Annotated in this window: 29 protein-coding genes; 11 read left to right on the forward strand and 18 right to left on the reverse strand. The window is 70.7% G+C overall.

Annotation, left to right across the window (positions count from 1 at the left end):
- Positions 1-70: 70 nt before the first annotated feature.
- From AB0B98_RS29315 to AB0B98_RS29345, 7 genes are all read right to left on the reverse strand, one after another.
- A complete protein-coding gene (locus AB0B98_RS29315) occupies positions 71-1,951 on the reverse strand; it encodes an ABC transporter ATP-binding protein (protein ID WP_357366765.1) in 1,881 nt (626 codons plus the stop codon).
- Positions 1,948-3,804, reverse strand: a complete 1,857-nt coding sequence (locus AB0B98_RS29320) for an ABC transporter ATP-binding protein (protein ID WP_357366767.1) — start codon at positions 3,802-3,804, stop codon at positions 1,948-1,950. Before AB0B98_RS29320 ends, AB0B98_RS29315 begins: the two co-directional genes overlap by 4 nt.
- Before the next feature lie 37 nt (positions 3,805-3,841).
- Complete coding sequence (locus AB0B98_RS29325) at positions 3,842-4,351, reverse strand: methylated-DNA--[protein]-cysteine S-methyltransferase (protein WP_238668309.1); 510 nt, start codon at positions 4,349-4,351, stop codon at positions 3,842-3,844.
- Positions 4,348-5,832, reverse strand: a complete 1,485-nt coding sequence (locus AB0B98_RS29330) for an AlkA N-terminal domain-containing protein (protein WP_357366768.1) — start codon at positions 5,830-5,832, stop codon at positions 4,348-4,350. The genes AB0B98_RS29325 and AB0B98_RS29330 overlap by 4 nt, the downstream gene beginning before the upstream one ends.
- A gap of 78 nt (positions 5,833-5,910) precedes the next feature.
- Positions 5,911-7,308: an FAD-dependent oxidoreductase gene (locus AB0B98_RS29335; protein WP_357366770.1), complete on the reverse strand. Its 1,398-nt coding sequence runs from the start codon at positions 7,306-7,308 to the stop codon at positions 5,911-5,913.
- 287 nt (positions 7,309-7,595) lie between these two features.
- Positions 7,596-8,114, reverse strand: coding sequence for a hypothetical protein (locus tag AB0B98_RS29340; RefSeq protein ID WP_357366772.1), 519 nt, complete (start codon positions 8,112-8,114; stop codon positions 7,596-7,598).
- Entirely contained in the window at positions 8,111-8,620 is a 510-nt protein-coding gene (locus AB0B98_RS29345) for a SigE family RNA polymerase sigma factor (protein ID WP_238668305.1), read from the reverse strand. The genes AB0B98_RS29340 and AB0B98_RS29345 overlap by 4 nt, the downstream gene beginning before the upstream one ends.
- 139 nt (positions 8,621-8,759) lie before the next feature.
- Between AB0B98_RS29345 and AB0B98_RS29350 the strand changes: the two genes are divergently transcribed.
- Together AB0B98_RS29350 and AB0B98_RS29355 are read left to right on the forward strand one after the other, a co-directional pair.
- Entirely contained in the window at positions 8,760-9,263 is a 504-nt protein-coding gene (locus AB0B98_RS29350) for a hypothetical protein (RefSeq protein WP_357366774.1), read from the forward strand.
- A gap of 121 nt (positions 9,264-9,384) precedes the next feature.
- The gene (locus tag AB0B98_RS29355) at positions 9,385-10,119 is read left to right on the forward strand and encodes a peptidase E (protein ID WP_357366775.1); all 735 of its coding nucleotides are present in this window, start codon (positions 9,385-9,387) and stop codon (positions 10,117-10,119) included.
- 3 nt (positions 10,120-10,122) lie between these two features.
- Here the strand turns inward: AB0B98_RS29355 and AB0B98_RS29360 are convergent, their stop codons facing one another.
- On the reverse strand, positions 10,123-10,692 hold the full coding sequence (locus AB0B98_RS29360; protein ID WP_357366777.1) for an exonuclease: 570 nt from the start codon (positions 10,690-10,692) through the stop codon (positions 10,123-10,125).
- Between the two features lie 143 nt (positions 10,693-10,835).
- Here AB0B98_RS29360 and ychF point away from each other — a divergent pair, with 143 nt between their 5' ends.
- Both ychF and AB0B98_RS29370 read left to right on the forward strand, forming a co-directional pair.
- Positions 10,836-11,921 carry a redox-regulated ATPase YchF gene (gene ychF / locus AB0B98_RS29365; RefSeq protein WP_238668301.1) on the forward strand — a complete coding sequence of 362 codons (1,086 nt, stop codon included), beginning with the start codon at positions 10,836-10,838 and terminating at the stop codon, positions 11,919-11,921.
- Between the two features lie 35 nt (positions 11,922-11,956).
- Positions 11,957-12,568, forward strand: coding sequence for a hypothetical protein (locus tag AB0B98_RS29370; RefSeq protein WP_357366779.1), 612 nt, complete (start codon positions 11,957-11,959; stop codon positions 12,566-12,568).
- A gap of 307 nt (positions 12,569-12,875) precedes the next feature.
- Here the strand turns inward: AB0B98_RS29370 and AB0B98_RS29375 are convergent, their stop codons facing one another.
- The gene (locus AB0B98_RS29375) at positions 12,876-13,277 is read right to left on the reverse strand and encodes a hypothetical protein (protein WP_238668285.1); all 402 of its coding nucleotides are present in this window, start codon (positions 13,275-13,277) and stop codon (positions 12,876-12,878) included.
- 244 nt (positions 13,278-13,521) lie between these two features.
- Entirely contained in the window at positions 13,522-14,085 is a 564-nt protein-coding gene (locus AB0B98_RS29380) for a DUF3592 domain-containing protein (RefSeq protein ID WP_357366781.1), read from the reverse strand.
- A 40-nt stretch (positions 14,086-14,125) separates the two neighbouring features.
- Between AB0B98_RS29380 and AB0B98_RS29385 the strand changes: the two genes are divergently transcribed.
- Together AB0B98_RS29385 and AB0B98_RS29390 are read left to right on the forward strand one after the other, a co-directional pair.
- Positions 14,126-14,896: a class I SAM-dependent methyltransferase gene (locus AB0B98_RS29385; protein WP_238668283.1), complete on the forward strand. Its 771-nt coding sequence runs from the start codon at positions 14,126-14,128 to the stop codon at positions 14,894-14,896.
- A gap of 14 nt (positions 14,897-14,910) precedes the next feature.
- Positions 14,911-15,366, forward strand: coding sequence for a hypothetical protein (locus AB0B98_RS29390; RefSeq protein ID WP_357366784.1), 456 nt, complete (start codon positions 14,911-14,913; stop codon positions 15,364-15,366).
- Here the strand turns inward: AB0B98_RS29390 and AB0B98_RS29395 are convergent.
- Together AB0B98_RS29395 and AB0B98_RS29400 are read right to left on the reverse strand one after the other, a co-directional pair.
- A complete protein-coding gene (locus AB0B98_RS29395) occupies positions 15,293-16,099 on the reverse strand; it encodes a hypothetical protein (RefSeq protein ID WP_357366786.1) in 807 nt (268 codons plus the stop codon). The genes AB0B98_RS29390 and AB0B98_RS29395 overlap by 74 nt on opposite strands.
- Before the next feature lie 17 nt (positions 16,100-16,116).
- On the reverse strand, positions 16,117-16,491 hold the full coding sequence (locus tag AB0B98_RS29400) for a VOC family protein (protein ID WP_357366788.1): 375 nt from the start codon (positions 16,489-16,491) through the stop codon (positions 16,117-16,119).
- Positions 16,492-16,605: 114 nt separating this feature from the next.
- Between AB0B98_RS29400 and AB0B98_RS29405 the strand changes: the two genes are divergently transcribed.
- Genes AB0B98_RS29405 through AB0B98_RS29415 form a run of 3 tightly spaced genes read left to right on the forward strand, consistent with a single transcriptional unit; the run spans position 16,606 to position 17,857 of the window.
- Positions 16,606-17,064: an SRPBCC domain-containing protein gene (locus tag AB0B98_RS29405; RefSeq protein ID WP_238668280.1), complete on the forward strand. Its 459-nt coding sequence runs from the start codon at positions 16,606-16,608 to the stop codon at positions 17,062-17,064.
- A complete protein-coding gene (locus tag AB0B98_RS29410) occupies positions 17,061-17,411 on the forward strand; it encodes a metalloregulator ArsR/SmtB family transcription factor (RefSeq protein ID WP_238668279.1) in 351 nt (116 codons plus the stop codon). Before AB0B98_RS29405 ends, AB0B98_RS29410 begins: the two co-directional genes overlap by 4 nt.
- Before the next feature lie 2 nt (positions 17,412-17,413).
- Positions 17,414-17,857 carry an SRPBCC domain-containing protein gene (locus tag AB0B98_RS29415; protein WP_357366790.1) on the forward strand — a complete coding sequence of 148 codons (444 nt, stop codon included), beginning with the start codon at positions 17,414-17,416 and terminating at the stop codon, positions 17,855-17,857.
- Here AB0B98_RS29415 and AB0B98_RS29420 read toward each other — a convergent pair.
- The 5 genes from AB0B98_RS29420 to AB0B98_RS29440 all read right to left on the reverse strand — a co-directional run bounded on the left by AB0B98_RS29420 (position 17,841) and on the right by AB0B98_RS29440 (position 21,959).
- The gene (locus AB0B98_RS29420; protein WP_357366792.1) at positions 17,841-19,115 is read right to left on the reverse strand and encodes an MFS transporter; all 1,275 of its coding nucleotides are present in this window, start codon (positions 19,113-19,115) and stop codon (positions 17,841-17,843) included. The two genes, AB0B98_RS29415 and AB0B98_RS29420, sit on opposite strands and share 17 nt — an antisense overlap.
- 80 nt (positions 19,116-19,195) lie before the next feature.
- Complete coding sequence (locus tag AB0B98_RS29425; protein ID WP_357366794.1) at positions 19,196-19,396, reverse strand: hypothetical protein; 201 nt, start codon at positions 19,394-19,396, stop codon at positions 19,196-19,198.
- Between the two features lie 98 nt (positions 19,397-19,494).
- Entirely contained in the window at positions 19,495-20,226 is a 732-nt protein-coding gene (locus AB0B98_RS29430) for a class I SAM-dependent methyltransferase (protein ID WP_357366796.1), read from the reverse strand.
- Between the two features lie 223 nt (positions 20,227-20,449).
- On the reverse strand, positions 20,450-20,812 hold the full coding sequence (locus AB0B98_RS29435) for a PH domain-containing protein (RefSeq protein ID WP_030337500.1): 363 nt from the start codon (positions 20,810-20,812) through the stop codon (positions 20,450-20,452).
- 262 nt (positions 20,813-21,074) lie between these two features.
- Positions 21,075-21,959, reverse strand: coding sequence for a LysR family transcriptional regulator (locus AB0B98_RS29440; RefSeq protein ID WP_357366798.1), 885 nt, complete (start codon positions 21,957-21,959; stop codon positions 21,075-21,077).
- A 114-nt stretch (positions 21,960-22,073) separates the two neighbouring features.
- On the opposite strand from AB0B98_RS29440, the gene AB0B98_RS29445 reads away from it, so the two are divergent.
- A complete protein-coding gene (locus tag AB0B98_RS29445) occupies positions 22,074-22,427 on the forward strand; it encodes a DUF1801 domain-containing protein (protein ID WP_357366800.1) in 354 nt (117 codons plus the stop codon).
- Between the two features lie 5 nt (positions 22,428-22,432).
- On the forward strand, positions 22,433-22,846 hold the full coding sequence (locus tag AB0B98_RS29450; protein WP_238668271.1) for a VOC family protein: 414 nt from the start codon (positions 22,433-22,435) through the stop codon (positions 22,844-22,846).
- On the opposite strand, the gene AB0B98_RS29455 is transcribed toward AB0B98_RS29450, so the two are convergent.
- Complete coding sequence (locus AB0B98_RS29455; RefSeq protein WP_112604995.1) at positions 22,833-23,141, reverse strand: 4a-hydroxytetrahydrobiopterin dehydratase; 309 nt, start codon at positions 23,139-23,141, stop codon at positions 22,833-22,835. The two genes, AB0B98_RS29450 and AB0B98_RS29455, sit on opposite strands and share 14 nt — an antisense overlap.
- Positions 23,142-23,314 lie beyond the last annotated feature (173 nt).

Here is a 23,314-nt window from a genome sequence, read left to right on the forward strand (position 1 = left end):
CGGGTGCGGGGCGACGTAGTTGCGACGGAACACACCGGCCGGCGGTTGTGGCCGCGACGGGGCGACCCGGCTAGATCAGCGAGTCACGCCACTGGCGGTGCAGGGCGGCGTACCTGCCGTCGGCCTCGGCAAGAACAGCGGGTGGGCCGTCCTCGACGACAGTTCCGCCGTCGAGGACGAGTACCCGGTCGGCTGTCTCCACAGTGGAGAGTCGGTGTGCGATCACCAGTGCGGTGCGGTCGCGCAGGATGGTGCCGAGTGCCCGCTGCACAAGGCGTTCCGTCGGCACGTCCAGCGACGACGTCGCCTCGTCCAGGATGAGCACTGTCGGGTCGGCCAGGAACGCGCGGGCGAACGCGACCAGTTGCCGCTGCCCGGCGGAGAGCCGGCCGCCGCGCCGGTGCACTTGAGTGGCGTACCCCTCGGGTAGTGCGGCGATGAAGTCGTGCGCGCCGATCGCCCGCGCGGCGGCCTGGACGGCGTCGTCGTCGGCCCCCGGGCGACCGAACCGGATGTTCTCCGCGACGGTCCCGCTGAAGAGGTGGTTCTCCTGCGTCACCAGCACCACCGCGCGGCGCAGGTCCGCGTCGCGTACGTCGCGCAGGTCGACCCCGTCCAGCCGGACCGTGCCGGTGTCGGGGTCGTGGAACCGGGCGACCAGCTTCGCGATAGTCGACTTGCCCGCCCCGGTGGGGCCGATCAGCGCCACTGTCTGCCCGGCCGGCACTGTCAACTCCAGTCGGCAGAGGATCGGGGTGTCGGCCCGGTAGCCGAAGCCGACCGCGCGGAAGATCAGTTCCCCACGGCCGGGACCGGTGGGCAGCGGTGTGGGCCGGGCCGGTTCGGCGACGGCCGGTCGTTCGTCGAGCACCCCGGCCAGCTTCTCGAGTGCGGCGGTGGCCGACTGCAACGAGTTGTAGAACTGGCTCAGCTCCTGCATCGGCTCGAAGAAGCGGCGCAGGTAGAGCAGGAACGCGGCGAGCACGCCGATCTCGGTCTGCCCGCCGAGCACCCGCCAGCCGCCGTAGCAGAGCACCACCGCCACTGTGACGTTGCCGATCAGCTTGATCGCGGGCGAGTACGTGGCGATCAGCCGGAACGCGTGCAGACTGCTCCGCCGGTAGTCGTCGCCGAGCGCCACGAAGATTCGTTGGTTGCGAGGCTCCCGGCGGAACGCCTGTACCGCCCGGATGCCCCGCATCGACTCGACGAAGTGCACGATGACCAGCGCGACCGCGTCCCGGGTCCGTCGGTACGCGCTGGCCGACGACCTGGCGAACCAGCGGGAGAGCCAGAACAGGAAAGGGAAGGCGAACAGCGTCACGGCAGCCAGCGGCAGGTCCAGCCAGAGCAGGATGGCGGCCACCGACAGGATCGAGAGCCCGGCCAGCACCAGGCTGTCGATCCCGCCGTCGACCAGCTCGGCGATCGAGTCCAGGTCGCTGGTGAGCCGGGAGACCATCCGGCCGGACGTGTACCGCTCGTGGAAGCCCACCGACAGCCGCAGGAAGTGCCCGAACACCCGCTGCCGCAGGTCGAGCAGGACGGCCTGGCCGATCCGGGCGGAGAGGGTGAGGAAGCCGCGGCGGGCCGCGTACTCGGTCACCGCGGCCACCGCGAACGCTCCGGCGACGGCGACCAGCGGGCCGGCGTCGCCGGCGCGCAACGGCGCTATGGTCCGGTCGATGCCGATCATGACCAGGTACGGGCCGGCCATCGCGGCGGCGTTCTGGGCCAGCAGCAGGGCGACCGCCGCGGCGAGACGCTTCCGATGCGGGCGGAGCAGGTCGCGCAGCAGGGCGCGGCTGAGCCGGCGTAGCCGGGCCACCGCCTCGGGGCTGGTGTCCTCGGCTCGACTCCGGTCGGCCTCCGGGTCGGTGGCGGTTCCGCGCCAGCGGGTGAGCTCGGGTTCCTCCTCGGGAGGTGGGTCGGCCTGCTCCGGCACGCTCACGAGCGCACCAGCCCCCACCCGTCCGAAGGGGACGAACTGGGGTCGTTGGCCCCAGCCGCTGGTGGATGCCCGGCGGGCGGCTCGGCGGCGAGCAGTGCCCGGTACGCCGGGACGGTGGCCAGCAGGTCGGAGTGCCGGCCGGTCGCGGTGATCCGTCCGTCCTCCAGCAGGGCGACCCGGTCGGCCAGCGCGATCGTCGACGGCCGGTGCACCACCAGCAGCGCGGTGCTGTCGCGCAGGACCCGCCGTAGCGCCGCTTCGACGAGGGCCTCGGTGTGCACGTCGAGAGCGGAGAGCGGGTCGTCCAGCACCAGCACCGCCGGTCGGCCGAGCACGGCCCTCGCCAGCGCGAGCCGTTGTCGTTGCCCGCCGGAGAGGGACAACCCCTGCTCGCCGACCCGGGTCGCCAACCCCCACGGCAGGTCGTACGCGAAGTCGGCCTGGGCCAGCGCGAGGGCTGCGCGGATCTCGTCGTCACCGGCGTCCGGGCGACCCAGTGTGAGGTTCTCCCGCACCGACATGGAGAAGAGTGTCGGCTCCTCGAACGCCACCCCGACCAGCCGGCGTAGTGAGGCCAGCCGCAGCTCGCGCAGGTCGTGCCCGTCGAGGGTGATCCGGCCGGCGGTCACCTCGTGCAGCCGGGGCACCAGGGAGAGCAGCGTGCTCTTGCCCGAGCCGGTGGCGCCGACCAGGGCCAGCGTCTCGCCCGGCTCGATGGTCAGGTCGATCTCGCGCAGCACCCCAGTGGTGGCGCCCGGGTAGCTGAAGCCGACCCGCTCGAAGCGCAGCCGACCGTGCACCGCCTCGCGTGGCAACGCGACGGCGCCGGGAGAATCCACTATCTGCGGTGGAGTGTCCAGCACCTCCTGGATGCGGTCGGCGGCGGTGGCCGCCTCCTGACCGTTGGCGATGATCCAACCGAGCGACTGCACCGGCCAGATGAGCATCAGTTGGAGGCTGACGAACGCGACAAGCTCGCCGATGGTGAGCGCGCCGTGCGCCACGGCGGCCGCCCCGGCCGCCAGCACCACGCCCAGTGTCACGTTGGGCACCAGGTCGAGCAGCGCCGAGGTGTTCGCCAGCAGCCGCCCCTTGCCGACGCCCGTGTCGTGCAGCCGCCGGGCCGCACCGGCGAAGCGAGCGGCCAGCTCGGGCCCCCGCCCGTACGCCTTCATGGTGCGCAGGCCCTGCGCGGTCTCCTCGACCAGCGTCGCCACGTCGCCCTGCTGATCCTGCATCCGGCGGGACGCGGCGTGGTAGTGCCGGCCGAACCGGCGACTGATCAGCAGCAGCGGCACCGCGCTGGCCGCGACCAGCACCCCGAGCGCCGGGTGCAGGTTGATCAACAGCACCACCACCACCACGTACGTGGTCAGGTTGAGCACCAGGAAGAAGACGCCGAAGGAGAGGAACCGGCGGATCACCGACAGGTCACTGGTGATCCGGGAGAGCAACTGGCCGGACTGCCAGCGGTCGTGGAAGCTGGTTGGCAGCCGTTGCAGGTGGGCGTAGACGTCGGCGCGCAGCGCCGCCTCCATGCCCACCGCCGAGGACGACTGCACCCACCGGCGGATGAAGATGAGCACCGCCTCGACGACGCCGAGCAGCAGGGCCAGGCCGCCGAGCTGGAGCAGCCCGGCCGGTTCGTGTCGGGCCACCGGCCCGTCCACGACCCGCTGCACGACAAGTGGTACGGCGATCCCGGCCGCGGTGCCGGCGAGGCCCGCGACGAGCAGCCAGGCGAACTCGGCGGCGTACGGGCGCAGGTAGGGGCGCAGCCGCCAGAGGTTGTGCACGGGGTGGGTGCCCGCGGCGGCCCGGGCGGCCGGGTCGCCGTCGCTCTCCACAGGCACTACCAGACGGTAGCGTCAATGAGTGTCGGTGCTCCTGTCAGCTTGTTGTCAAGCGCCGCTCATGACCGAGAAGCCACTTCTTCACGTCCAGCCCCCAGCGGTAGCCACCGAGCGTGCCGTCGGTGCGAAGAACCCGGTGGCAGGGCACGAAGAGGGCTGCCGCGTTCCGGGCGCAGGCGGCCGCTGCGGCTCGGACCGCCGGTGGGCGACCGGCCAGTGCGGCGTACCCGGTGTAGGTGACCGGGGTGCCGGGCGGCACCTCGCGCAGCACCTGCCAGGCGTGCGCCATGAACTCTCCACCGGTGCGTTGACGGACCGGCACCGCGTCGATGGCGGCGAGGTCACCGTCCAGGTAGGAGTGGACGGCCGCACTGACCGGGCCGAGGTCGGCCCGCTCCCGTAGCGGTGCCCGCAGGGCCGGGTGGATCAGGGGCGGCAGCGCCGCCGGGTCCGCTGTGAAGCCGGCCGCCAGTACGTCACCGTCGGGGCCGGCGAGGATGCTCAGTGGGCCGGCCGGTGTGCTCAGTACGGTGCTGTCGATGTTCATGCCGCTCTCCAGAGTCTGATCGTGGCGTAGGACCGCCAGGGACGCCACCGTTCGGCGTACCTGTCGAGGGTTGGCGGGGTGTCGGGCAGGCCGAGCGCGGCGGCGCCGCGCCGGACCGCGAGGTCGGAGCTGAGGAGGACGTCCGGGTCGCCGTAGGCGCGCATGGCCAGGTAGTTGGCGGTCCATGGGCCGATGCCGGGCAGCGCGAGCAGCCGCCGGACGGCGTCCTCCCGATCCACCCCGGGAGCGAGGTCCACCGTCCCGTCGCTGACGGCCCGAGCCAGCCCTCGCAGCGCCTCCCGCCGCCCCACCGGCATCCCGAACGCTGAATCCGGGAGGCCCAAAAGCTCCTCCGCCCCCAGAAACCCCCGCAGCTCGCCCGGTTGATCATGAAGTTGTTGCTCCGACACGCCGGTGCCGGTGGCAACAACTTCATGATCAACGCGAGCGTGCGCGGTGAGGAGGCGGGTGAGGGTTGTTCTTGCGGAGGTGACCGAGACCTGTTGGCCGATGATGGCGCGGACGGCCTGCTCGAAGCCGTCGACGGCGCGGGGGACGCGGATGCCGGGTTCGGCGGCGATCGCCGGGGCCAGCGCCGGGTCGGCGGCCAGCGTGGCGTCGATGGCCACCGGATCCGCGTCCAGATCGAGCAACCGGCGGCAGCGGGCCACCGCCGGCGCCAGATCGCGCAGGTCGGCGAGCCGCAACGTCGCCGCCACGTGCCCTTCCGTCGGGGTCAGCGCCACCTGGCCGGTGCCGTGCGGCAACCGCAGACCCCTGTGGTAGGTCCCGTCGTGGACCGCCTCCACACCGGGCAACGCCCGTACCGCGAGGAAGTCCAGCAGAGCCCGGGCGTGCAGCGGCGGGCGGTACGCCAGCCGGAGCGCGATGGTCCCCGCCCCGGCCGGTGCCTGCTGGCGGCCACGGGCCGTGCGCAGGTCCGACGGGGCGCTCGCGTACACCTCGCGAAGCGTGTCGTTGAACTGCCGCACGCTGCCGAAGCCGGCGGCGAACGCGATCTCGGCCATCGCCAGGTCGGTCGTCTCGATCAGGATCCGGGCGGTCTGGGCGCGCTGGGCCCGGGCCAGCGCGAGCGGCCCGGCGCCCATCTCGGCGCTCAGCATCCGGTGCAGGTGCCGTTCGGTGTAGCCCAGCCGGGAGGCCAACCCCGGTACGCCGTCCCTGTCGACGACCCCGTCGGCGATCAGCCGCATCGCGCGACCGACCACGTCAGCGCGGACGTCCCAGAGCGGTGAGCCGGGCGCGGCGTCCGGCCGGCAGCGGCGGCAGGCGCGCAGCCCGGCGCCCTGCGCGGCGGCGGCGGACGGGAAGAACCGGACGTTGTGCCGCTTCGGAGTGATAGCCGGGCAGGACGGCCGGCAGTAGATCCCGGTGGACGTCACACCGGTGTAAAACCAGCCGTCGAACCGCTGGTCATGGCTGTCCACGGCCCGGTAACACCGCTCGAAGTCCATCTCCATGTCACCGATGATGCCCCGCCCGGCCGGTCATCGGCTGGCGGGAATCGGACCTGGGTGTGCGGGCTCGAAGAGGCTCGATCAACGGGGGCGTCGACGACGCCGGTGTGGCTGGCCGGATCGGCTGGGCTGTGCGACGCGGTCCGGCTGTGCGACGCGGTTCGGCTGACCGGTCAGCAGGGCCGATCGGAACACACCGTCCGGGTCGTACCGCTTCCACAGCCGCCGGACCCGGGCCCCGGTCTCGCCCGGGTAGATCCGGGCGAACGCCGCCGGATCCGGCCGGCTCTCGAAGTTGACGTACGCGCCGTCGGCGCGTGCCCCGGCGGCCCGCCACGCGGCGTTCAACGCGGCGTCGGCCTGCGGCGGAAACACCGAGGCCACGATCAGCGTCTCCTGGTGGCGATGCGGGTACGCGGTGGCGTCGGAGGCGACGTCGTTGACCGCCCCAGCCAACGAGCGGAGCTGGATCACCGCCCGCCCCGGCCCGGTCACCGCTCGCGTCACCGCCCGTGCCCCGGCGTCGTCCAGCGTGGTGAACAGGCCGTTTGTGGTAGTGCCACGCTGCTGCCCGACGTTGGGGTTGAGGTGCGCGGTCGGCACCAGCGTCGGGTACGGCAGCAGGTCGGTCCGGTGTTCGAGCACCTTGCCGATGGCGAGCAGCGGTTCCACCGCCGGCCGGGCCCGGCGCAGGCTCTCGGCGGCGACCACGGCCGTGATGGACATGAGGACCGATCGACCCTCGGCGTACACCACGGCGGCTGCGGACAGTTCCCGTGGCGCCTGGGCGAGGTAGCTCGTCCACTCCCGGACGGTGCGACCGTCCGGATGCGCCTCGACGACCAGCTGCGCGACGCCCACGTTGCGCTGCTCGACCGCCTCGATCTCGAAGGCCACCACGATGCCCGCGCCGGCACCGGCGCCACGGACCAGCCAGAACAGCTCCGGCTCGTGGTCGGCGTCGGCGCGTACCAGCGTCCCGTCCGCCAGCACCACCTCGACGGCGCGGACCCGGTCGATGGTGAGGCCGTGGGCGCGGACCAGCCAGCCCACACCGCCGCCGGTGGCCAGGCCGCCGACGCCGACGCCGCCGTAGTCACCCGAGCTGATCACCAGGCCGTACGGCGCGAGCGCCTTCGCCACGTTCGCCCAGCGCGCGCCGGCCTCGACCCGGACCAGCCCGGCCCGCTCGTCGATCACCTGGACCCGGTCGAGCATGGACAGGTCGATGACCACCCCGCCGTTGTTGGACGAGGCTCCGGAGAGGCCGTGCCCGCCGCTGCGGACCGCGATCGGCAGCCGCTGCTCCCGCGCGTAGCGCAGCGCGTCGACCACCTGCGCGGTGGTCTTCGGCAGCAGGACCGCGGCCGGTGACGCCGACCTGGTGTACGTCGAGCGCAGTTGCGCGTACCGGCGGTCGCCGGGGGTGACGATCTGCCCCCGGAGGGAGTCGGGCACCCGGGCCATGGCGGTGCTCATCGTTGCCCCCGCAGCTCGCACCTCGGGTGTCCGGGATCGGTCATGGCCCAAGAATGAGCGGGCAGGCCGGCCTCGACAAATTCGGTGGACCGGTGCCCGCCGGTCGCCGCGGGGCGCGACGCTCCCCGGTACCGGCGAGCGTCGCGGGAGAGTGACCGGAATCTCCGACCGGTTGCCCGCCTCCAGCTCGGGAGGCCAGTGGCGTGTCGGTGCCACAGAGGCCGGCGATGACAGTGGGACGGCCGGTCCGGCCGACGCGAGGAAACCGCCGACCGGACCGGTCCCGCTCAGCGCAACGGGGTCGGCGACGCCGTCGGTCGGCCCGGCGCACCGGGCGGGCCCAGCGAACTCGACGGGCTTGGTGAGGCGGTCGGCCCGGCCGGCACACCCGGTGCCCCCGGCCTGCCTGGCACGCCCGGCGGAGTCAACGGGGTCGGCGAGACCGTCGGCCGTTCCGGTACGCCGGGCGGGCCCGACGGACTCGCGACCCCGCCACCGGGGCGGGGCTCGACAGTGGGCACCGTGGTGGGCGCGGACGGGGTGGGCACGGGTGGGCTGGGCACGGCCGCTGGTCCGGCCGGGCTGGGCACGGCCGGGGGAGGCTCGTCCGACCCGGTAGCGGCCAGGGCGAGCGGGGTGGCGATCAGGATCGCCGCGAGGGTGCTCACCGCCCCCACCGTCACCGTGGCGCGACGTCTGTTGCGCACCCGCCGTTCCGCTCGGCTCAACTGGTCATGCACGATCGGTGCCTCCTCGGCCAGGTCGGTGAGGGTGGAGCGGATGAGGTGCTCGAACGGTTCGGTCATCGCCGTACCTCCAGCCTGTCGACGTCCGGCAGCAGGTCGCGCAGTCGTTTCACCGCTCGGTGGGTACGGCTGCGTACGGTCCCCACCGAGCAGCCCAGCAACTCGGCCACCCGGGCTTCGGGCAGGTCCTCGTAGTAGCGGAGGACCACCACCGCCCGCTGGGTCGGTGGCAGGTGGCGTAGCGCGGCGCGCATCGCCAACCGCACGTCGGTGCCGCTGCTCGGGTCGCCGCCGACCGGTTCGTCGGCCGGGTTGAGCGGTGTCTCCCGCCACCGGCGGAGTCGCCGCCACCAGCTGATCTGCTCGCGGTACATCACCACCCGCAGGTAGCCCTCGGGGTCGGCGTGCCGAATGGTTCCCCACTTCGGGATGGCCCGCGCCAACGCCGACTGGAACAGGTCCTCGGCGGCGTTGCGGTCCCCGGTCAACAGATAGGCGACCCGCATCAGCGCCGGAGTCCGGCTGCCGACGAACTCGGCCAGCCGCGCGCGCTCGTCCTCGTCCACCCACCACCCCCGTTTCGTTGTCACAGATACAGACGCCCCAGGTCATCGTCGCTATCCACCATTGGTGAGGTTTTTCGGCCCGAAAGTGTCGGTCGTGCCGGGTAGCGTCCGGCCACCAACTGAAGAAGGGGTGCGGCGGATGACGAGCGTGGCGGGTTGGGCGGCGGCGTCGACACCGGGTGCGTTCCCGCCGCTGCCCCGCGCGGTGGCGCAGTCCTTCTACCGCCGGATGCGAGCCGTCGCGCCGGCCGCCGTGGGCGCCATCGAACGGGACCGGGCGGGCGACCCCGAGCAGAGTTTCCCCGGCACGGCCTGCGGCCGGTTGGCCGGCTCCCTGGACGACGCTGGCCTGCGGGCGCTCGGGATGTGGACGCACCACTGGTGCATGCGTTTCTACGACGACGACACGAGCGTCGGCCGGCGGTTGATCCGCGAGATCGCCGCGCGGCCGGGGCTGGGCTGGACGGCCGACGAGGTGCGTTGGATGCTGCGCGAGTCGGTCTCGGTCGGGCCGGCCGCCGCCGACCGGTTCACCCTGCCCCGCGCCGCCGCCGGGCAACTGCCGCCGGTCGACCGTCGGGCCCTGGGTCATTGGCCCGAGGTCGAGGTGCCCCGCCAACGGCGGCCCGACCAGGCTAGTTGATCATGAGGCTGGCGGGGTCCGACCACCACCTGCGGATGGCGGTCGGACCCCGCACCGAGCGAACCGGAGACCGGCTGCGGCAGGATGGACGCCGCACCGCCCCCGACGGAAGGACGCCTCGATGCCGGCCAGCGAACCGACCATCATCGCCACCAGCATGGGCTTCCACCGGGGCGACCGAGGGCCCTACGACCTGCGCCCCAGCCCGGTCTTCGAGCTGGCAGCCGAGTTGGCCGAGGCCGGTCCGCAGCCGCGGGTCTGCTACCTCGGGCAGGCCGTCGGCGACCAGCCCACCTCGCTGACCGCCGTCTACGGCGCGTTCGCCGGCACCCGGTTCCGGCTGTCACACCTCGCCCTGTTCCCGATGCCGAACGTCGAGGACGTCCGCGCCCACCTGCTCGCCCAGGACGTGCTCTGGGTCGGCGGCGGCAGCGTTGCCAACCTGGTAGCGGTGTGGCGGGTGCACGGGCTCGACGAGATCCTGCACGAGTGCTGGCAGGCCGGCGTGGTGCTGGCCGGCGTCTCCGCCGGCTCGATCTGCTGGCATGTCGGCGGTGCCACCGACAGCTTCGGCCCCCGGCTGCGCGGCTTCACCGAGGGCCTGGCCTGGCTGCCGTACGGCAACGGGGTGCACTACGACAGCGAGGGCCAGCGCCGCCCGCTCATGCACGAGCTGGTCGGTGACGGCACGCTCCCCACCAGCCACTGCACCGACGACGGCGTCGGTCTGGTCTACCGGGGCACCCAGCTGGTCGAGGCAGTCGCGGACCGCGACGGCGTCTCGGCGTACGAGGTCAGCCGCGGCGCGGACGGCAGCGTCCGGGAGGCGGTCATCGCCCCCCGCCGGCTCGGCTGAGCGTCACGCCTCCTCGACCGGCTGTCGGCGGCGCAGCACCGCGTCGAAGACCTGGGCCAGCTCGGCGGCGTCCTCCCCGGCGTGATGCGTGTGCGGCATGTCGTGCAGGCCCAGCTCGTGCTTGATCGTGTCCTGGCGGGTCTGGGCCCACCTGCTGCCGGTCAACCCCATCCAGTAGCTGCGGAGATCAACGCCGGAGCCGGTCGCGCCGAACGGGCTGTGCCCGACGAAGCGGACGAAGTACCAGTGCACGAACATGCCGTCCCAGACGGCCGGGGCGGCGAGGAAGACCGGACGGCCGACCCCGCGCAGGCCGTCGACCCAGGCCGCCGCGGCGGACATCGCCTCCTGCGCGGTGGGTGCCTCCCGCAGCAGCCGGTCCCGGTCCAGGCCGGAGACGGCCAACGCCGCAGGGACGAACTCGTCGGAGATGGGACGCAGCTCGGTGTAGAAGGTCAGGTCCGGGCGGCCGGCCACTGCCATGCCCAGCGAGATCATGCTGTACGGCCCGGGGATCGGCCCGTCCGCCTCCACATCGACGGCGATGTACAGGTCAGGCAATGTCGAGGTCATCCCACCTCCAACAGCGGAACATCGAACCGGGAGATTAGCAACGTCCGACAGGGCCCGGTGGGAGCGACGATCGACCACCGGCGCGGCGGCGAATCGGAGCCGCCTGGACCGTCCCGGCCGGGACCGGCGTAAGCTGGCCCGTCGTGAGTCTCACCATCGGCATCGTCGGCCTGCCCAACGTCGGCAAGAGCACGCTTTTCAACGCGTTGACCAAGAACGACGTGCTGGCGGCGAACTACCCGTTCGCCACCATCGAGCCCAACGTCGGCGTGGTCGGGCTGCCCGACGAGCGGCTGGGCAAGCTGGCCGAGATCTTCTCCTCGCAGAAGGTGCTGCCGGCGCCGGTGTCGTTCGTCGACATCGCCGGCCTGGTCCGCGGCGCGTCGAAGGGGCAGGGCCGGGGCAACGCCTTCCTGGCCAACATCCGGGACGCCTCGGCGATCTGCCAGGTCGTCCGGGCCTTCTCCGACCCGAACGTGGTGCACGTCGACGGCAAGATCTCCCCGGCCGACGACATCGAGACGATCAACACCGAGCTGATCCTCGCCGACCTGCAGACCCTGGACAAGGCGCTGCCCCGGTTGGAGAAGGAGGCCAAGCTCCGCAAGGACCGGGCCGCCGCTGTCGCCGCAGCGAAGGCCGCTATCGAGGTGCTCGACGGTGGCACCACCCTCTACTCCGGGGCCGCCGCCGCCAAGATCGAGCTGGAGCACCTGCGCGAGCTGCACCTGCTCACCACCAAGCCCTTCCTGTACGTCTTCAACGTCGACGAGGCCGAGCTGGCCAACGAGACATTCCTCGACGAGCTGCGCGCCCTGGTCGCCCCCGCCGAGGCCATCTTCATGGACGCCAAGATCGAATCTGAGCTGGTGGACCTGCCCGAGGAGGAGGCCCGCGAGCTGCTGGAGTCGATCGGGCAGAACGAGCCCGGCCTCAACCAGCTCGTCCGGGTCGGCTTCCGCACCCTCGGCCTCCAGACGTACCTCACGGCCGGCCCCAAGGAAGCGCGCGCCTGGACCGTCCCGGTCGGCGCCACCGCCCCGGAGGCCGCGGGCGTCATCCACAGCGACTTCCAGCGCGGCTTCATCAAGGCCGAGGTGGTCTCGTACCACGACCTGGTCGAGCACGGTTCGATGTCGGCGGCCAAGGCGGCGGGCAAGGTCCGCATCGAGGGCAAGGAGTACGTCATGCAGGACGGCGACGTTGTGGAGTTCAGGTTTAATGTCTGATTCCGGGTCAACGTCGTTCGCCTAGGCTTCGCCCCATGGTGAAGCTCAGGGCGTCGGCCGCGCGCTGGCACTCGGACGACTTTCCTGGCTGGGTTGAGATCTCCGTGCGCGACGCCCTGGGGCAGGATCACCGCGTCATCGAGAAGATCCCCGTCGTCACGACGCTGGACGTCAGAGCTGACTCGTCTTTCCCGATCGGTTTCTGGATCGAGGCGGAGATCGAGGGCGTCGATGGCGGTTCGATGGTCGTGGCGCTGCCGTGCGGGATGGCGACAACGGAAGGTAGGCGGAGCCTTTCCGTTGTCCCGGCTGACATTGACCAAGCGCGCTACCGGCATGATCGCCAATGGCTCGATTACGCGGTTCACGAGCTTCCGGCCGGCGTGCTTTACGGCCCGGATGGCGCGACGCCTGGGCAGTGCGCCGAGATGCTTGTCGCCCTGAACGAGTTCGCAGGTGTCTGTGCTCGTCTCTGGCTTGACGACCACTCGGAGTTCATCGAGGCCTGCCGGTGGCACTTCGACCACTACCCGCACTACCTGGGGCGCCGTCGGCACTTCCGGGACTACGCGACGTACGTCAGGGATCGGCACGGACCGTTGCGGACCCCCTCTCCGGCGTGCCCGGACTGGCTGCGGATTCGCTGACCGAGGATCGCGTGATGTTGTTCGACGGCGGAATCCGGTGGAGTTCCGCTTCGACGTCTGAGCCAACCTGTTCGCCGTCGGGTCGGGTGGAGGTAACGGGCCTCCGGCGCGATCCCGTACCGCTGCACGTGGCCATCGTCGTCACCTGCCGGGCCGACACCCAAGGGGTCAGGGTGACGAGGTCGGGTGTCCGGTAGGACGCCACACCCTGCCGCCCTGGCCCCTTCACCAACGACGTGTGTGGCTAGTCGCTGGGGGAGTGTTCCTTATTGCCTGAGTGAGGTCCGCGATGACGCGGAGCAGGCTTTCAGTTGTAGTGGGCGAACTCCGTATAGTCGTTCCAGATCCAGCCCTTTACGCCAGTGCAGCAGTCCGAGTGCCACCACAGGTTTCCGGCATCGTTCACGCAACGCTTGTCGATACGGAAAAGCGTCTTCGACTTCCAGTGGGCTATCACCGTAGACGACCCCGAATAGCTGGTGTGCACTGCGGCGCTGCCGACGATGACCCGCCTGATGTGCGGCGTCCAGTCCGAGCAGGAGGCGAGTGTTCCGACTTCCGCCGGCACAGCGCCCAGCTCGTCCATCATGGCGGCCGGGACGGGCTGGGCCGCCGCAGATGCCGGTGCGGCGATCGGAAGAATGCCGGCAAATGCGAGCGTGAGTGCGCCACCCGCCGCTGCGAGTTTCCTCGACGTTGCTTTCCTCATAATTCCTCCATATCTGCAGGTGCTTTGGTTTGGACCGTATAGCTACCGCCAATGCCGTGAAGTCCGGTGTTGGTAACGGATAGATAAACGTGGCTTGACCAGGGGCGCGACTCGTAGATCCAGGTAAATGGGCGCAGTGATTATCGCCTTTGCGTGGCGAACCGGTCTCGGCGAGTCAGCGGTGCCGTCGGGCTCGACCTGTGTTCGCTCCGGTCCGGGCCTGCCTGAGGAACTCGCGGCGCTCCTACTGCTGGCCGTGGTGGCGGCTCGGCTTGCGTTTCGTTCCGGCCCTGGCGTTCGTGAGTTGTCGTCGGTGTTGGTCCCGCTGCTGTCGCTGCCAGTCCTGCCGCCGGCGGTCGCGTCGTGTCTCGTAGCCGCGGGCAAGTGCGGCCAGCGCCATCCACCCGGACAGAACCAGGCCGGCCACTCCGACCACCCCTTGCAGTCGGCCCCGGTGCCCGCTGAGGATGCCGAAGTCGGTGACGAAATCCTCTGGATCGTTGGGGTTGACCCAGATTCGCACCGCGCTGCCGGCCGCCAGGCAGACCTCCCAACAGCCAACCTCAGCCTGATGCTGAGCGCCGGCGAATTCGTAGCGCAGGTGCATCGTGTTCCGCCGCTTGTGCACCAGCTCATCGACGACTGCCTGCTCTGGCACACCGTCGACCCGCAGTCGACTTGCCCAGGCGTCGTTGTCCTCAAAGGTCTTGAACGGCAGCCACATCATGACCAGCCCGAGCAGGAGGCCGAGTGTGTAGAGGGGGTAGCGGGCACGCCACCAGCTCCGCAGGATCTGCACGGTGGCCATGGTCGCAGTCGATGTCGACAAGCGGCGGTACGTTGACCGGATGACGGAACAGATGCTCCGATCGTCGTTTGGCGCGGCGGCGACCGCGTACGCCCAGCACCGCCCGGACTACGCGCAGGCCGCGGTGCGGTGGGCGCTGGAGCCCGCCCCTGGCCTGCGCGTGCTCGACCTGGGTGCCGGCACCGGCAAGCTGTCGGCGACGCTGGCGGCGGTGGGCGCGGACGTCGTGGCCGTAGAACCCGACCCGGCCATGCTTGCCGAGCTGCGCCGTACGCAGCCGGGCGTCAATGCCCTGCCGGGTAGCGCCGAGGCCATCCCGTTGCCGGACGCCTCCGTCGATGCCGTGCTCGCCGGCAACGCCCTGCACTGGTTCGACATGGCGGTGGCCGGGGCGGAAATCGCCAGGGTCCTCGCCCCCGGCGGCATCCTGGCCGGTCTGTGGAACATCATGGACGACCGGATCGACTGGGTTGCCGGGCTCGAACGGGTCAGCGGGAGTGCGGCCATCGGCCCACGTGACACGTTGAGCAGTTGGCGCGCCGCGACGGCGGGCATGCTCGTTCCGAGCACCGGCCTGACCGCCCGGTTCGGGTCCGCGGAGCAGGTCGAGTTCCCGCACGGGCAGCGCCGTACCGCCGACTCGCTCGTCGCGACGCTCGCGACGCGGGCCGGGATGCTGGTCATGCCGGACGAGGAGCGGGAGGCCACTCTCGGCCGGATCCGCTCCTTCCTCGGCAGCCGATCCGAAACCGCCCACGGCGAGTTCACGCTGCCGATGCTGACCGGCGTGCTGCGCGCCCGCCGGAGCTGACGGTCGGCGACCCGGTGAACCGGCATCGCCCGGGGGCGCTGAAGGCTGCGCTGGCAGGCGTCGAGGTGGCGCTGGTGGGCCTGTTCTCGGCGAAGGACAAGGAGTTCGACAGCAAGCTCAATCTGCTGGCCAGCGTGGTGGCAGCCCACGGTGGCCAGGTCGTGAGCCGGCACGTGCAGCGGCGGGGAGTCTCTTCCGGCGGAGCGGACAAGATGGGCGACCCGTTCTCGCGGCGGACGTTGCTCAGCCCCGGTAGGGCACGCGAAGTCGCCGATGCCTGCCGGCAGCGCGGGGTCGGCGTCGCGGTCTTCGCGAACCCCTTGACCGACCACCAGCGGGCCGTCCTCGGTGACATGTTCGGCTGTCCCGTCCTGACTGGCGAGGACCTCCGACAGGTCAGTGACGGACGGCCTTCTCGCCGTGGACGACTGCGTACTCCACGGCGAGCCAGGGCCCGAGGTCGTCGATGAGTTCGCGGAGCACACCCGGAACCGGCGAGGGCGTGCGGCCGATGACGGCAGCTCTACGCATCTGCTCTGCGCGTTCCGGATAGTGGAGCCCGAACGCCTCGGCGGACTGGGTGAGGTCGCTCGTCCAGCCTCCCCACCGCGGCATGACCAGCGTGAACCCCGTCCTGACGATGCGCCGAGCGACGAGCCGGCTGAGGGCCTTGCGTTGCTGGTCGGTGGTCGCTTCGGCTGCCTGGCGGCGCCAGCCCCGAAGGGCAAGCGGCAGGTCGCCGTTCGTCTCGCGGGCGAGCAGGGGAGTGGGCCGATAACGGGGAAGCTGGTCGGCGAGGTCGTCGCCCAGCAGGGGAGTGCACAGGCAGGCGACGAAGAAGCCGAGGTCGTGCCGCTCAAGCTCGCTGAGCAGCGTACGTGCACTGAACAGCAGGACGCCCACGCCGTCGATCTGCGTAAAGGACCGGTCGAGGTCCTGCTCGATCCTGGTGGCAGCCGCCCGGTCGGCCTCGGTTGGTTCGCCGTGCAGGGCGAGGAGCAGGTCGAGATCGGAGAGACCGGGGATGGCGGTGCCACGCGGAATGCTGCCGTAGATGTAGGCGCTGTGCAGCCGACGACAGTCGAACGACTCGGCTATCCGAGCGCGTGCCGCGTCGACAACACCGGCGAACGCGACCGGGACCCGGCTCAGGGCACCCTCACGCGCAATCCATCCCTCGCCGTCGAGTCCTCTTCCGAGCATGGCGACAGTCTGCCGGCCTACTGCTCGGCCCAGGCGCCCAGCTCGTTGCCGCTGGGGTCGGTGAAGTGGAAACGCCGGCCACCGGGGAACTCGTACGGCCCGTTCACCACCTGGCCGCCGGCCTCCTTGACGGCCTGCACGGACCGGTCCAGGTCGCTTGAGTACAGCAGCACCAGTGGACCGCCCGCCCGAACCTCGGTGTCCAGACGGAGGCCGCCGACCTCGGGAACGGCGTCGCCGTGTGGGCTGCGGATGCCGGCGTACAACGGCCCGTAGTCGTTGAACTGCCAACCGAACGCGTCGGCGTAGAACCGCTTGGACACGGCGAGGTCGGTCACCGTGAGCTCGACGTAGTCGATGGTGTGGTGGCGGTGCGGCGATGACTCAGACATGCGCCGATCGTGCATCAGGGGTACGACCAAACCACGACGTGCAACGAAAGGTTGCGCGATGGGTGCGGGCTGCCGTAGGTTCAGTGCAACCAAAGGTTGCGAAAGGTTGTGGGCATGGAACAGGGAACTATCGAACGCGACATCCACGTCAACGCGTCCCCCGAGGTCGTCTTCGAGGTGGTCAGCCAACCCGAGCACATGCGGGAGTGGTGGCCCGATGACGCGCGGTTCGAGTCCGTCGCCGGCGCGCCCGGCGAGCTGGTCTGGCGCGACGCCGACACCGGCGAGACGAAGACCGTGGCGCTCGCCGTCGTCGAGGTCGACCCGCCGAAGCGGTTCTCCTTCCGGTGGTGCTTCACCGAGCCGGACCGGAGCGGGCAGGCGCTGTTCGTCACCTTCGACCTGGTGCCCAGCGGCGCGGGAACGCTGATCCGGATGACCGAGACCGGGTTCCGCGAGCTGGGTTGGGAGGTCGCTGCCCTGGAAGAGCAGTACCGCGACCACGAGAACGGTTGGGACCACTACATGCCCCGGCTGGGCGAGTACGTCGCTCGGCTGGTCGCGACCCCATGAGCGCGGTGGTCGACGACGAGCTGTGGTCGGCGATCGGCGACCCGATTCGGCGTACGATGATCGATCTTCTTCTCGCCGACGGGCCCGGCACGGCCACCTCGTTGAGCAGACGGCTACCCGTCACCCGTCAGGCCGTCTCGAAGCACCTGGCGGTCCTCGACCGGGTTGGGCTGATTCACGCCGAGCCGGCCGGTCGCGAGCGTCACTACCAGGTGGACGAGGCGCAACTCGCCCGCGCGGTCGCCCAGTTGTCGACGGTCGGCGCCACCTGGGACGCCCGGCTCCGCCGGATCAAGCGCATCGCCGAGACGATCGAACGCCACCGCACCAACACCCAGGGAGGCTGAGAATGGTCGACATTCTGCACCAGGTCGGCGTCGTCGCTCCGCTTGCCGACGTCTACCGTGCGGTGGCAACCCCCGAGGGCGTCGCCGGCTGGTGGTCGGTCGACACGACAGGCAAGAGCGAGGTCGGCGGGCAGTTGACCGTCCACTTCGGGGACGAGGGCGGGTTCGACCTGGAGATCCTTGAGCTGAACCCGGCTGGCCGGGTGCGGTGGCGGGTCGTCGGTGGCCCCAAGGAGTGGATCGGCACCGAGATCGGCTGGCGTCTCGGCCAGCGAGGCCGGTACACGATCGTCGACTTCACGCACTCGGCCTGGCGCGAGCCGACCGAACTCATGCACGAGTGCAGCACCAAGTGGGCGATCTTCCTGATGAGCCTCAAGGAGCTGGTCGAGACGGGGCGCGGCCGGCCGGCGCCGGACGACGTGCAGATCAGCGACGGGCACTGACCTCGGTGCCGGTTAGGCCGCCGGGGGACCGCACGCTTCGCCGCAACATCGCGATCCCCCCGGCGGCCAGGCCGAGAGCAGCTATCGCCACCGCACAGAGCAGCAGCGTCGGGCGTGCGCCGATGGCGCTCACCAACGGCCCGCCCAGCATGGTGCCGAGGGGCACCGCCAGTACGAGGATGGCACCGTTCGCGGCGAGCACCGCCGGGAGTTGCTCGGTCGACGTGCTGCGCTGGAACAGCGCCATCGATGTGGACATGTACGGCGCCCAGATGAGGCCCGCCAGGGCGAACGCCGGCAACGACACGCCGACGGGTGCGCCCATGCCGAGGGGCAGCATGGCGACGCCGAACGCCACGACGATGGCGATGGTGGTGGTTCCCAGTGGCCAGCCGCGAAGGTAACCGGCGACCAGACCTCCGGCGAGGCCGCCGAGGCCGAACGCGGCGTAGTACGCGCCGAACAGCGTCGCGGAGGCGTGCAGGTCGTCGGTGATGTGGATCGGCATCGCCACGTACACCGGTCCGAAGAGGAAGAAGAACCCGAGACTCAGCACCAGCAGGCCCAGCAGGGCCGGGTTCTGGCGGATGACCGCGAAGCCGGCCGCTCGCGAAGCGCCGCGCTCGGACCGCGTGGGTCCGCCGTTGGCGGGAAGGGCGAGACGGTACGTGAGGGCCAACACGGCGAAGGTGGCGGCGTCGATGGCGATGACCCAGACCGGCCCCACCCAGCCGATCAGGATGCCCGCCAGTGGCGGGCCGACGATGGTGGCGAACCCTCCGATGGTGCTGAGCACGGCATTGGCCGGCAAATGGTGTTGCTGCGGCAGCAGTTCGGCGATCAGGGTGAATCGGCCGGCGGAACCCCACGAGTGCAGCAGCGCCGACGCGGCCAGCAGGAAGACGTACAGCCCGATGGTGAGCAGGCCGGCGAGGTGCGCGAGGGGGATCGCCCCGAGCGCGCCGGCTCGCAGAATCGCGTCCCACCCGGCGAGTTGCGCCCCGCTGCGCCCGCGCAGCAGCCGACCGAAGACGACAGTCCCGGCCGCGCTGGGCAGTGTGTACGCCGCCACGGCCAGCGCGATCCAGGTGCGATTGTGCGGGGCGAGTTGGATGGCGAGCCAGATCACCGCGACCAACGCCAGGCCGTCGCCCAACGCGGAGACGGCCAGCCCAGGTAGGACCCGTCGAAGCTGAGGGTGACTGACCACCGGCCAGTACGGAGAGGAGCGCGGGAATCGGGAGGCGTCTGACGGCATGGTGTCAGCTCACCCGGCGCGGGCCCTACGGATCAACAACTACTGCCACCAGCAGAATCAGCCGAGGGCGAAAGGCTGGCTCACCGGTCCGGGCCCTTGTTTCCGCGGGCAGCGCGGGAGGACGAGCCGATGCTCGCCACGATCGAACCCACCGAGGCGAGCGACACCGCCACAGTGCCGGCCGTGTCGGCCCCGCCGTCCCCGGTCACCTTGAGGATGATGCCGGTGACCATCAGGACGACCGACAGCGCCAGGACCACATGGATGGCTCGTCTGTTCATGGCCGCAGCTCACTCTCGGTCGGCGGGAGATCGACTCGGGTTCCTTGAAGTCGGGGCGTTGACACCTCGGCTTTCCGGAACCCGAGCCGATCAAACCGTTACTCCGCCCGGTAGACGGAGATGTGCGACGGGCTGTCGGCCTGGAACGGTCGTCGCTGCCAGTCGGCGTACCGCTCGGTGAGCCGGAGCCCGGCCTGCTGCGCCATCTCATCGATCTGGTGCGGCCAGGCGTACCGCATGGCGAACGGCTTCAGGTGCACACCGTCTGCGTCGAACGTGATCGTCTGCCGGATGAACCGCTGCGCTGGTCGGTCGTACCGGTGCAGTCGGATCGTCGCGGAGTCCTCGGTGACCTCACGGACCTGTACCTGCTCGTCCGAGTCGAAGCCGCGCGGGTCGGGCACGAACGTCTCGATGACGAACGCGCCGCCGGGCGACAGCACCCGGGCGACGTTGCGGAAGCAGTCCGCCTGTCGCTCGGCGTCCACCAGGTTGAACAGGGTGTTGAAGACCAGGTACGCGAGCCGGAACTCACCGGCCACCGGCACGTCCGCCATGTCGGCGACGACCACCGGGATCTGGTCGCCGCCGGGCTTCGCCCGCAGATGTGCGAGCATCTCCTCGGACGCCTCGACGCCGTGCACGGCGAGGCCGCGTTCGGCCAGCGGCAGCGCGACCCGTCCGGTGCCGATCGCCAGTTCGAGAACCGGACCCCCGTCGGCCAGGTCGGCCAGGAAGTCCACCGCCGGCGCGGGGTCGGGGTTTCCTGGGCTGTCGTAGTCGGAGGCCCAGAGCCGGCCGAAGAGGCCGGGATCGTCGAAGACCGACATCAGCGGCCTCCGGGGTTGGTGTCAGTGGCGCCCAGCAGCGCCAGGGGAACAGTCCTGCTCACGAAGTCTCGATTCCTCGGGTCGGATGACGGTTGGTTCGGGGGACTTCGTTGTGTTCGGCATGGTGGCTGCTCCCTTCGCGTGGCTGTCGACCGAGGACACCAGAAACGTCGTGGGCCCGGCAAGGCAATTACGCCACCCGGGCCCACGACGGCACATCCGGTCAGGAGATGTGGTGCAGGATCACGTTGTGCACGTGGTGGCTCTTCTGCGCGCCACGGAACTCCACCTCGTACGTGTGCGTGCCGACGTGGATGGCGATGGCGCCGGTGGAGAAGAACGAACCACCCCACGACTTGTTGCTGACCACGCTCACGCTGGTGATCTTCGAGTACGGGATGCTGGTGATCGCGAACCGCTTCCCGACGAAGGACCGGTCCTGGATGATCACGCGGCGGTCGGTCAGCCCGATGAACCCGGTGCCGGTGCCGACGGCGTCGTAGACGGCGATGATCTGCTCGCCTTCGAGGAGGCCACTCTCAATCTGCTGGACCTGCTCTTTGCGGTCGTACGCGATGTTCGCCATGTGCTCCAGGCTAGAAAACCGGTGCCAGGGTGCCCGCCCGGGCGATGACCACGAACTCGCCGTCGCCCTGGCCGACGGGCTCCCCGTGCCAGCCCCCGTGGACGCGGTCCACAATGAAGCCCGCGCTGGTCAGAGACGTGCGCAGCTCGGCCTGGGTGCGGAAGCGCAGGCTCGCCGAGCTGAGGAGTTCTTCCCCGCCGCCCCCACCGGCACTCCGCGTCGTACACCTGGACCAGCCTGTGATGGCGGAACTCGGCGTGCCTCATCGGGGGTTCGCGTCCGTCGCGGCGCTGACGAACTCGCGTACCCGGGTGGTGGTGTTGCTGGGCAGCCAGACCGGCCCTCGTTCGATCGGTGGCGCGTCGTGGATGGGCACGTACGCCACGTCGGGGCGCGGGTAGTAGCGCCGCGTGTGCTCGCCCACCGGCAGGACTCCCCGGCCCAGCGCGACCAGGGACAGCATCTCGGAGAACGTGTTCCCGGCGGGCCCCTTCGGCACCGCCCGGCCGGCCGGGGTGCGTTCGGGGGTGCGGTCGCGCTTGAACTCCACCGAGGTCACCGTCGGGTACTGCACCACCGGGTGGTCGGCGAGCACCTCCAACGACACCGACCGCTCCCGGGCGAGCCTGTGACCCGCGGCCACCGCCAGCACCCGGCCCTCGGAGATCAGCGCCGGGCCGGTGGACATCCCGTCGAACGGGTACGAGGCGATCAACACGTCTGTCGAGCCGTCGAGCAGCCCGGATCGGGTGGTGGACAACTGCGCCTCGTGCACCTCCACCCGGCAGTCGGGGTGCCGTTCACCAAACACTGCCACCGCCCGGAGCAGCACCGGCGCGGTCCACTCGCCGAGGAACGCCACCCGTAGCGTCCCGGTCACACCCCGGGCGGCGTCTGTCGCCCGGCGGACGGCCTCGTCCATGCCTGCCACCAGCGGAGCCAGCTCGTCGGCGAGCTGCCGGCCGATCGGGGTGAGCCGGACGACCCGACTGGTACGGGCGAACAGCGGTGCGCCGATCCGGCGCTCCAGCTTCTTCACCACATGGCTGACCCGGCCGGTGCTGACTGTCAACCACTCGGCCGTCCGGCCGAAGTGCAGTTCCTCCGCGAGGGTCAGGAACGTCTCGACCTCGTAGCGCTCCAGCACACAGTTCCCATCGTTGACCTGTGGGCAACGATCGTAGCGGCATCGGGTCTTGGTCGGCGGCCCTCGCCCGGGGATCGTGAACGCGGCAGGGAAAACCGAGCGAAGGGCTCTGACATGAGCGTTGACGACTACCTGGCCGGCCTCGCCGGCCCACTGCGCGAGATCGGCGAGAAGCTGACACCGGTCATCGCGGCGGCCCTTCCCGGGGCGACCGGGGCGATGTGGCACGGGCACCCGGTCTGGAGCCTGGGCGACCGGCCCGGCCAGCGCCCGCTCTGCCTGATCAAGGCGTACGGGTCGTACGTCACCTTCGGGCTGTGGCGGGGGCAGGAGATCACCGACCCGTCGGGGCGGCTGATCCCCGGTGCGCGGGCGATGGCGGCGGTGAAGTTGCGCGACGTCGCCGACATCGACCCGGCCCTGTTCAGCGACTGGCTGCGCGCGGCGGCCCACCTGGAGGAGATGTGAGCACGGTGCGGGTAACCGGATTCGACCACCTGGTGCTGACAGTCGCCGACGTGGAACGGTCCCTGGACTTCTACTGCGGCCGGCTCGGGCTGGCGCCGGTACGGGTCGACGAGTGGCGTGCGGGCAGCGTCCCGTTCCCGTCGGTGCGGATCAGCCCCGACAGCATCATCGACCTCGTCCGCGGTGAGCCGCAGGGCGCGAACGTGGACCACTTCTGCCTGGTGGTGGCACCACTGGACTGGGCGCAGGTGATCGAGTCGAAGGTCTTCACGGTGCTGACCGGCCCGGTCAGCCGGTTCGGCGCCCGCGGATCGGCGACCTCGATCTACGTACGGGACCCGGACGGCAACTCGGTGGAGTTGCGCTGGTACCCGCAGGACGCGGGGTCGGATTCGGGTCCGGTCGTCAGGCCTCGGTGACCGCCCGGTACGCGTCCTCGATGCGGGCGGCCAACAGCACCTCGCCCTCGGTCAGAGGCTCGCCGCTGCCGTGCCCCACCCGGATCTGGGTGCTGTCGGCCCGGCGGCTGATCTCGGGTCGCAGATGCAGCGCATCCGCGACGACCTTGACCCGTTCAGTGAGTGCGGCGTGTTGGGTATCGTCGATCACGAGCGTCCGTCGGATCTGCTCGCCCTCGCGCGTCCAACCAGATAGCAAGGTCAACGCGTCGGACAGGTAGTCGTGCTTGGCCCTGCTGTTGAACAGCACGCGCATCACCGCACCCCCCAAGCGCCGTTGCCGGCTTGTGGCCAAGTCGTCGCCATCCCGTGTCTTGTCGGTGCCTCCTAGTCTCCCGCTGCTCGGAGGGGGTGTCCACGCCCACACTTCCGTGTCTTGTTGGCCTAGCGGACGGCTACGGTACCCAAACCGCCGATTGATCTGGCACC

This window comes from Micromonospora sp. NPDC048947 (genome assembly GCF_040649495.1).
Lineage (GTDB): Bacteria > Actinomycetota > Actinomycetes > Mycobacteriales > Micromonosporaceae > Micromonospora > Micromonospora alfalfae.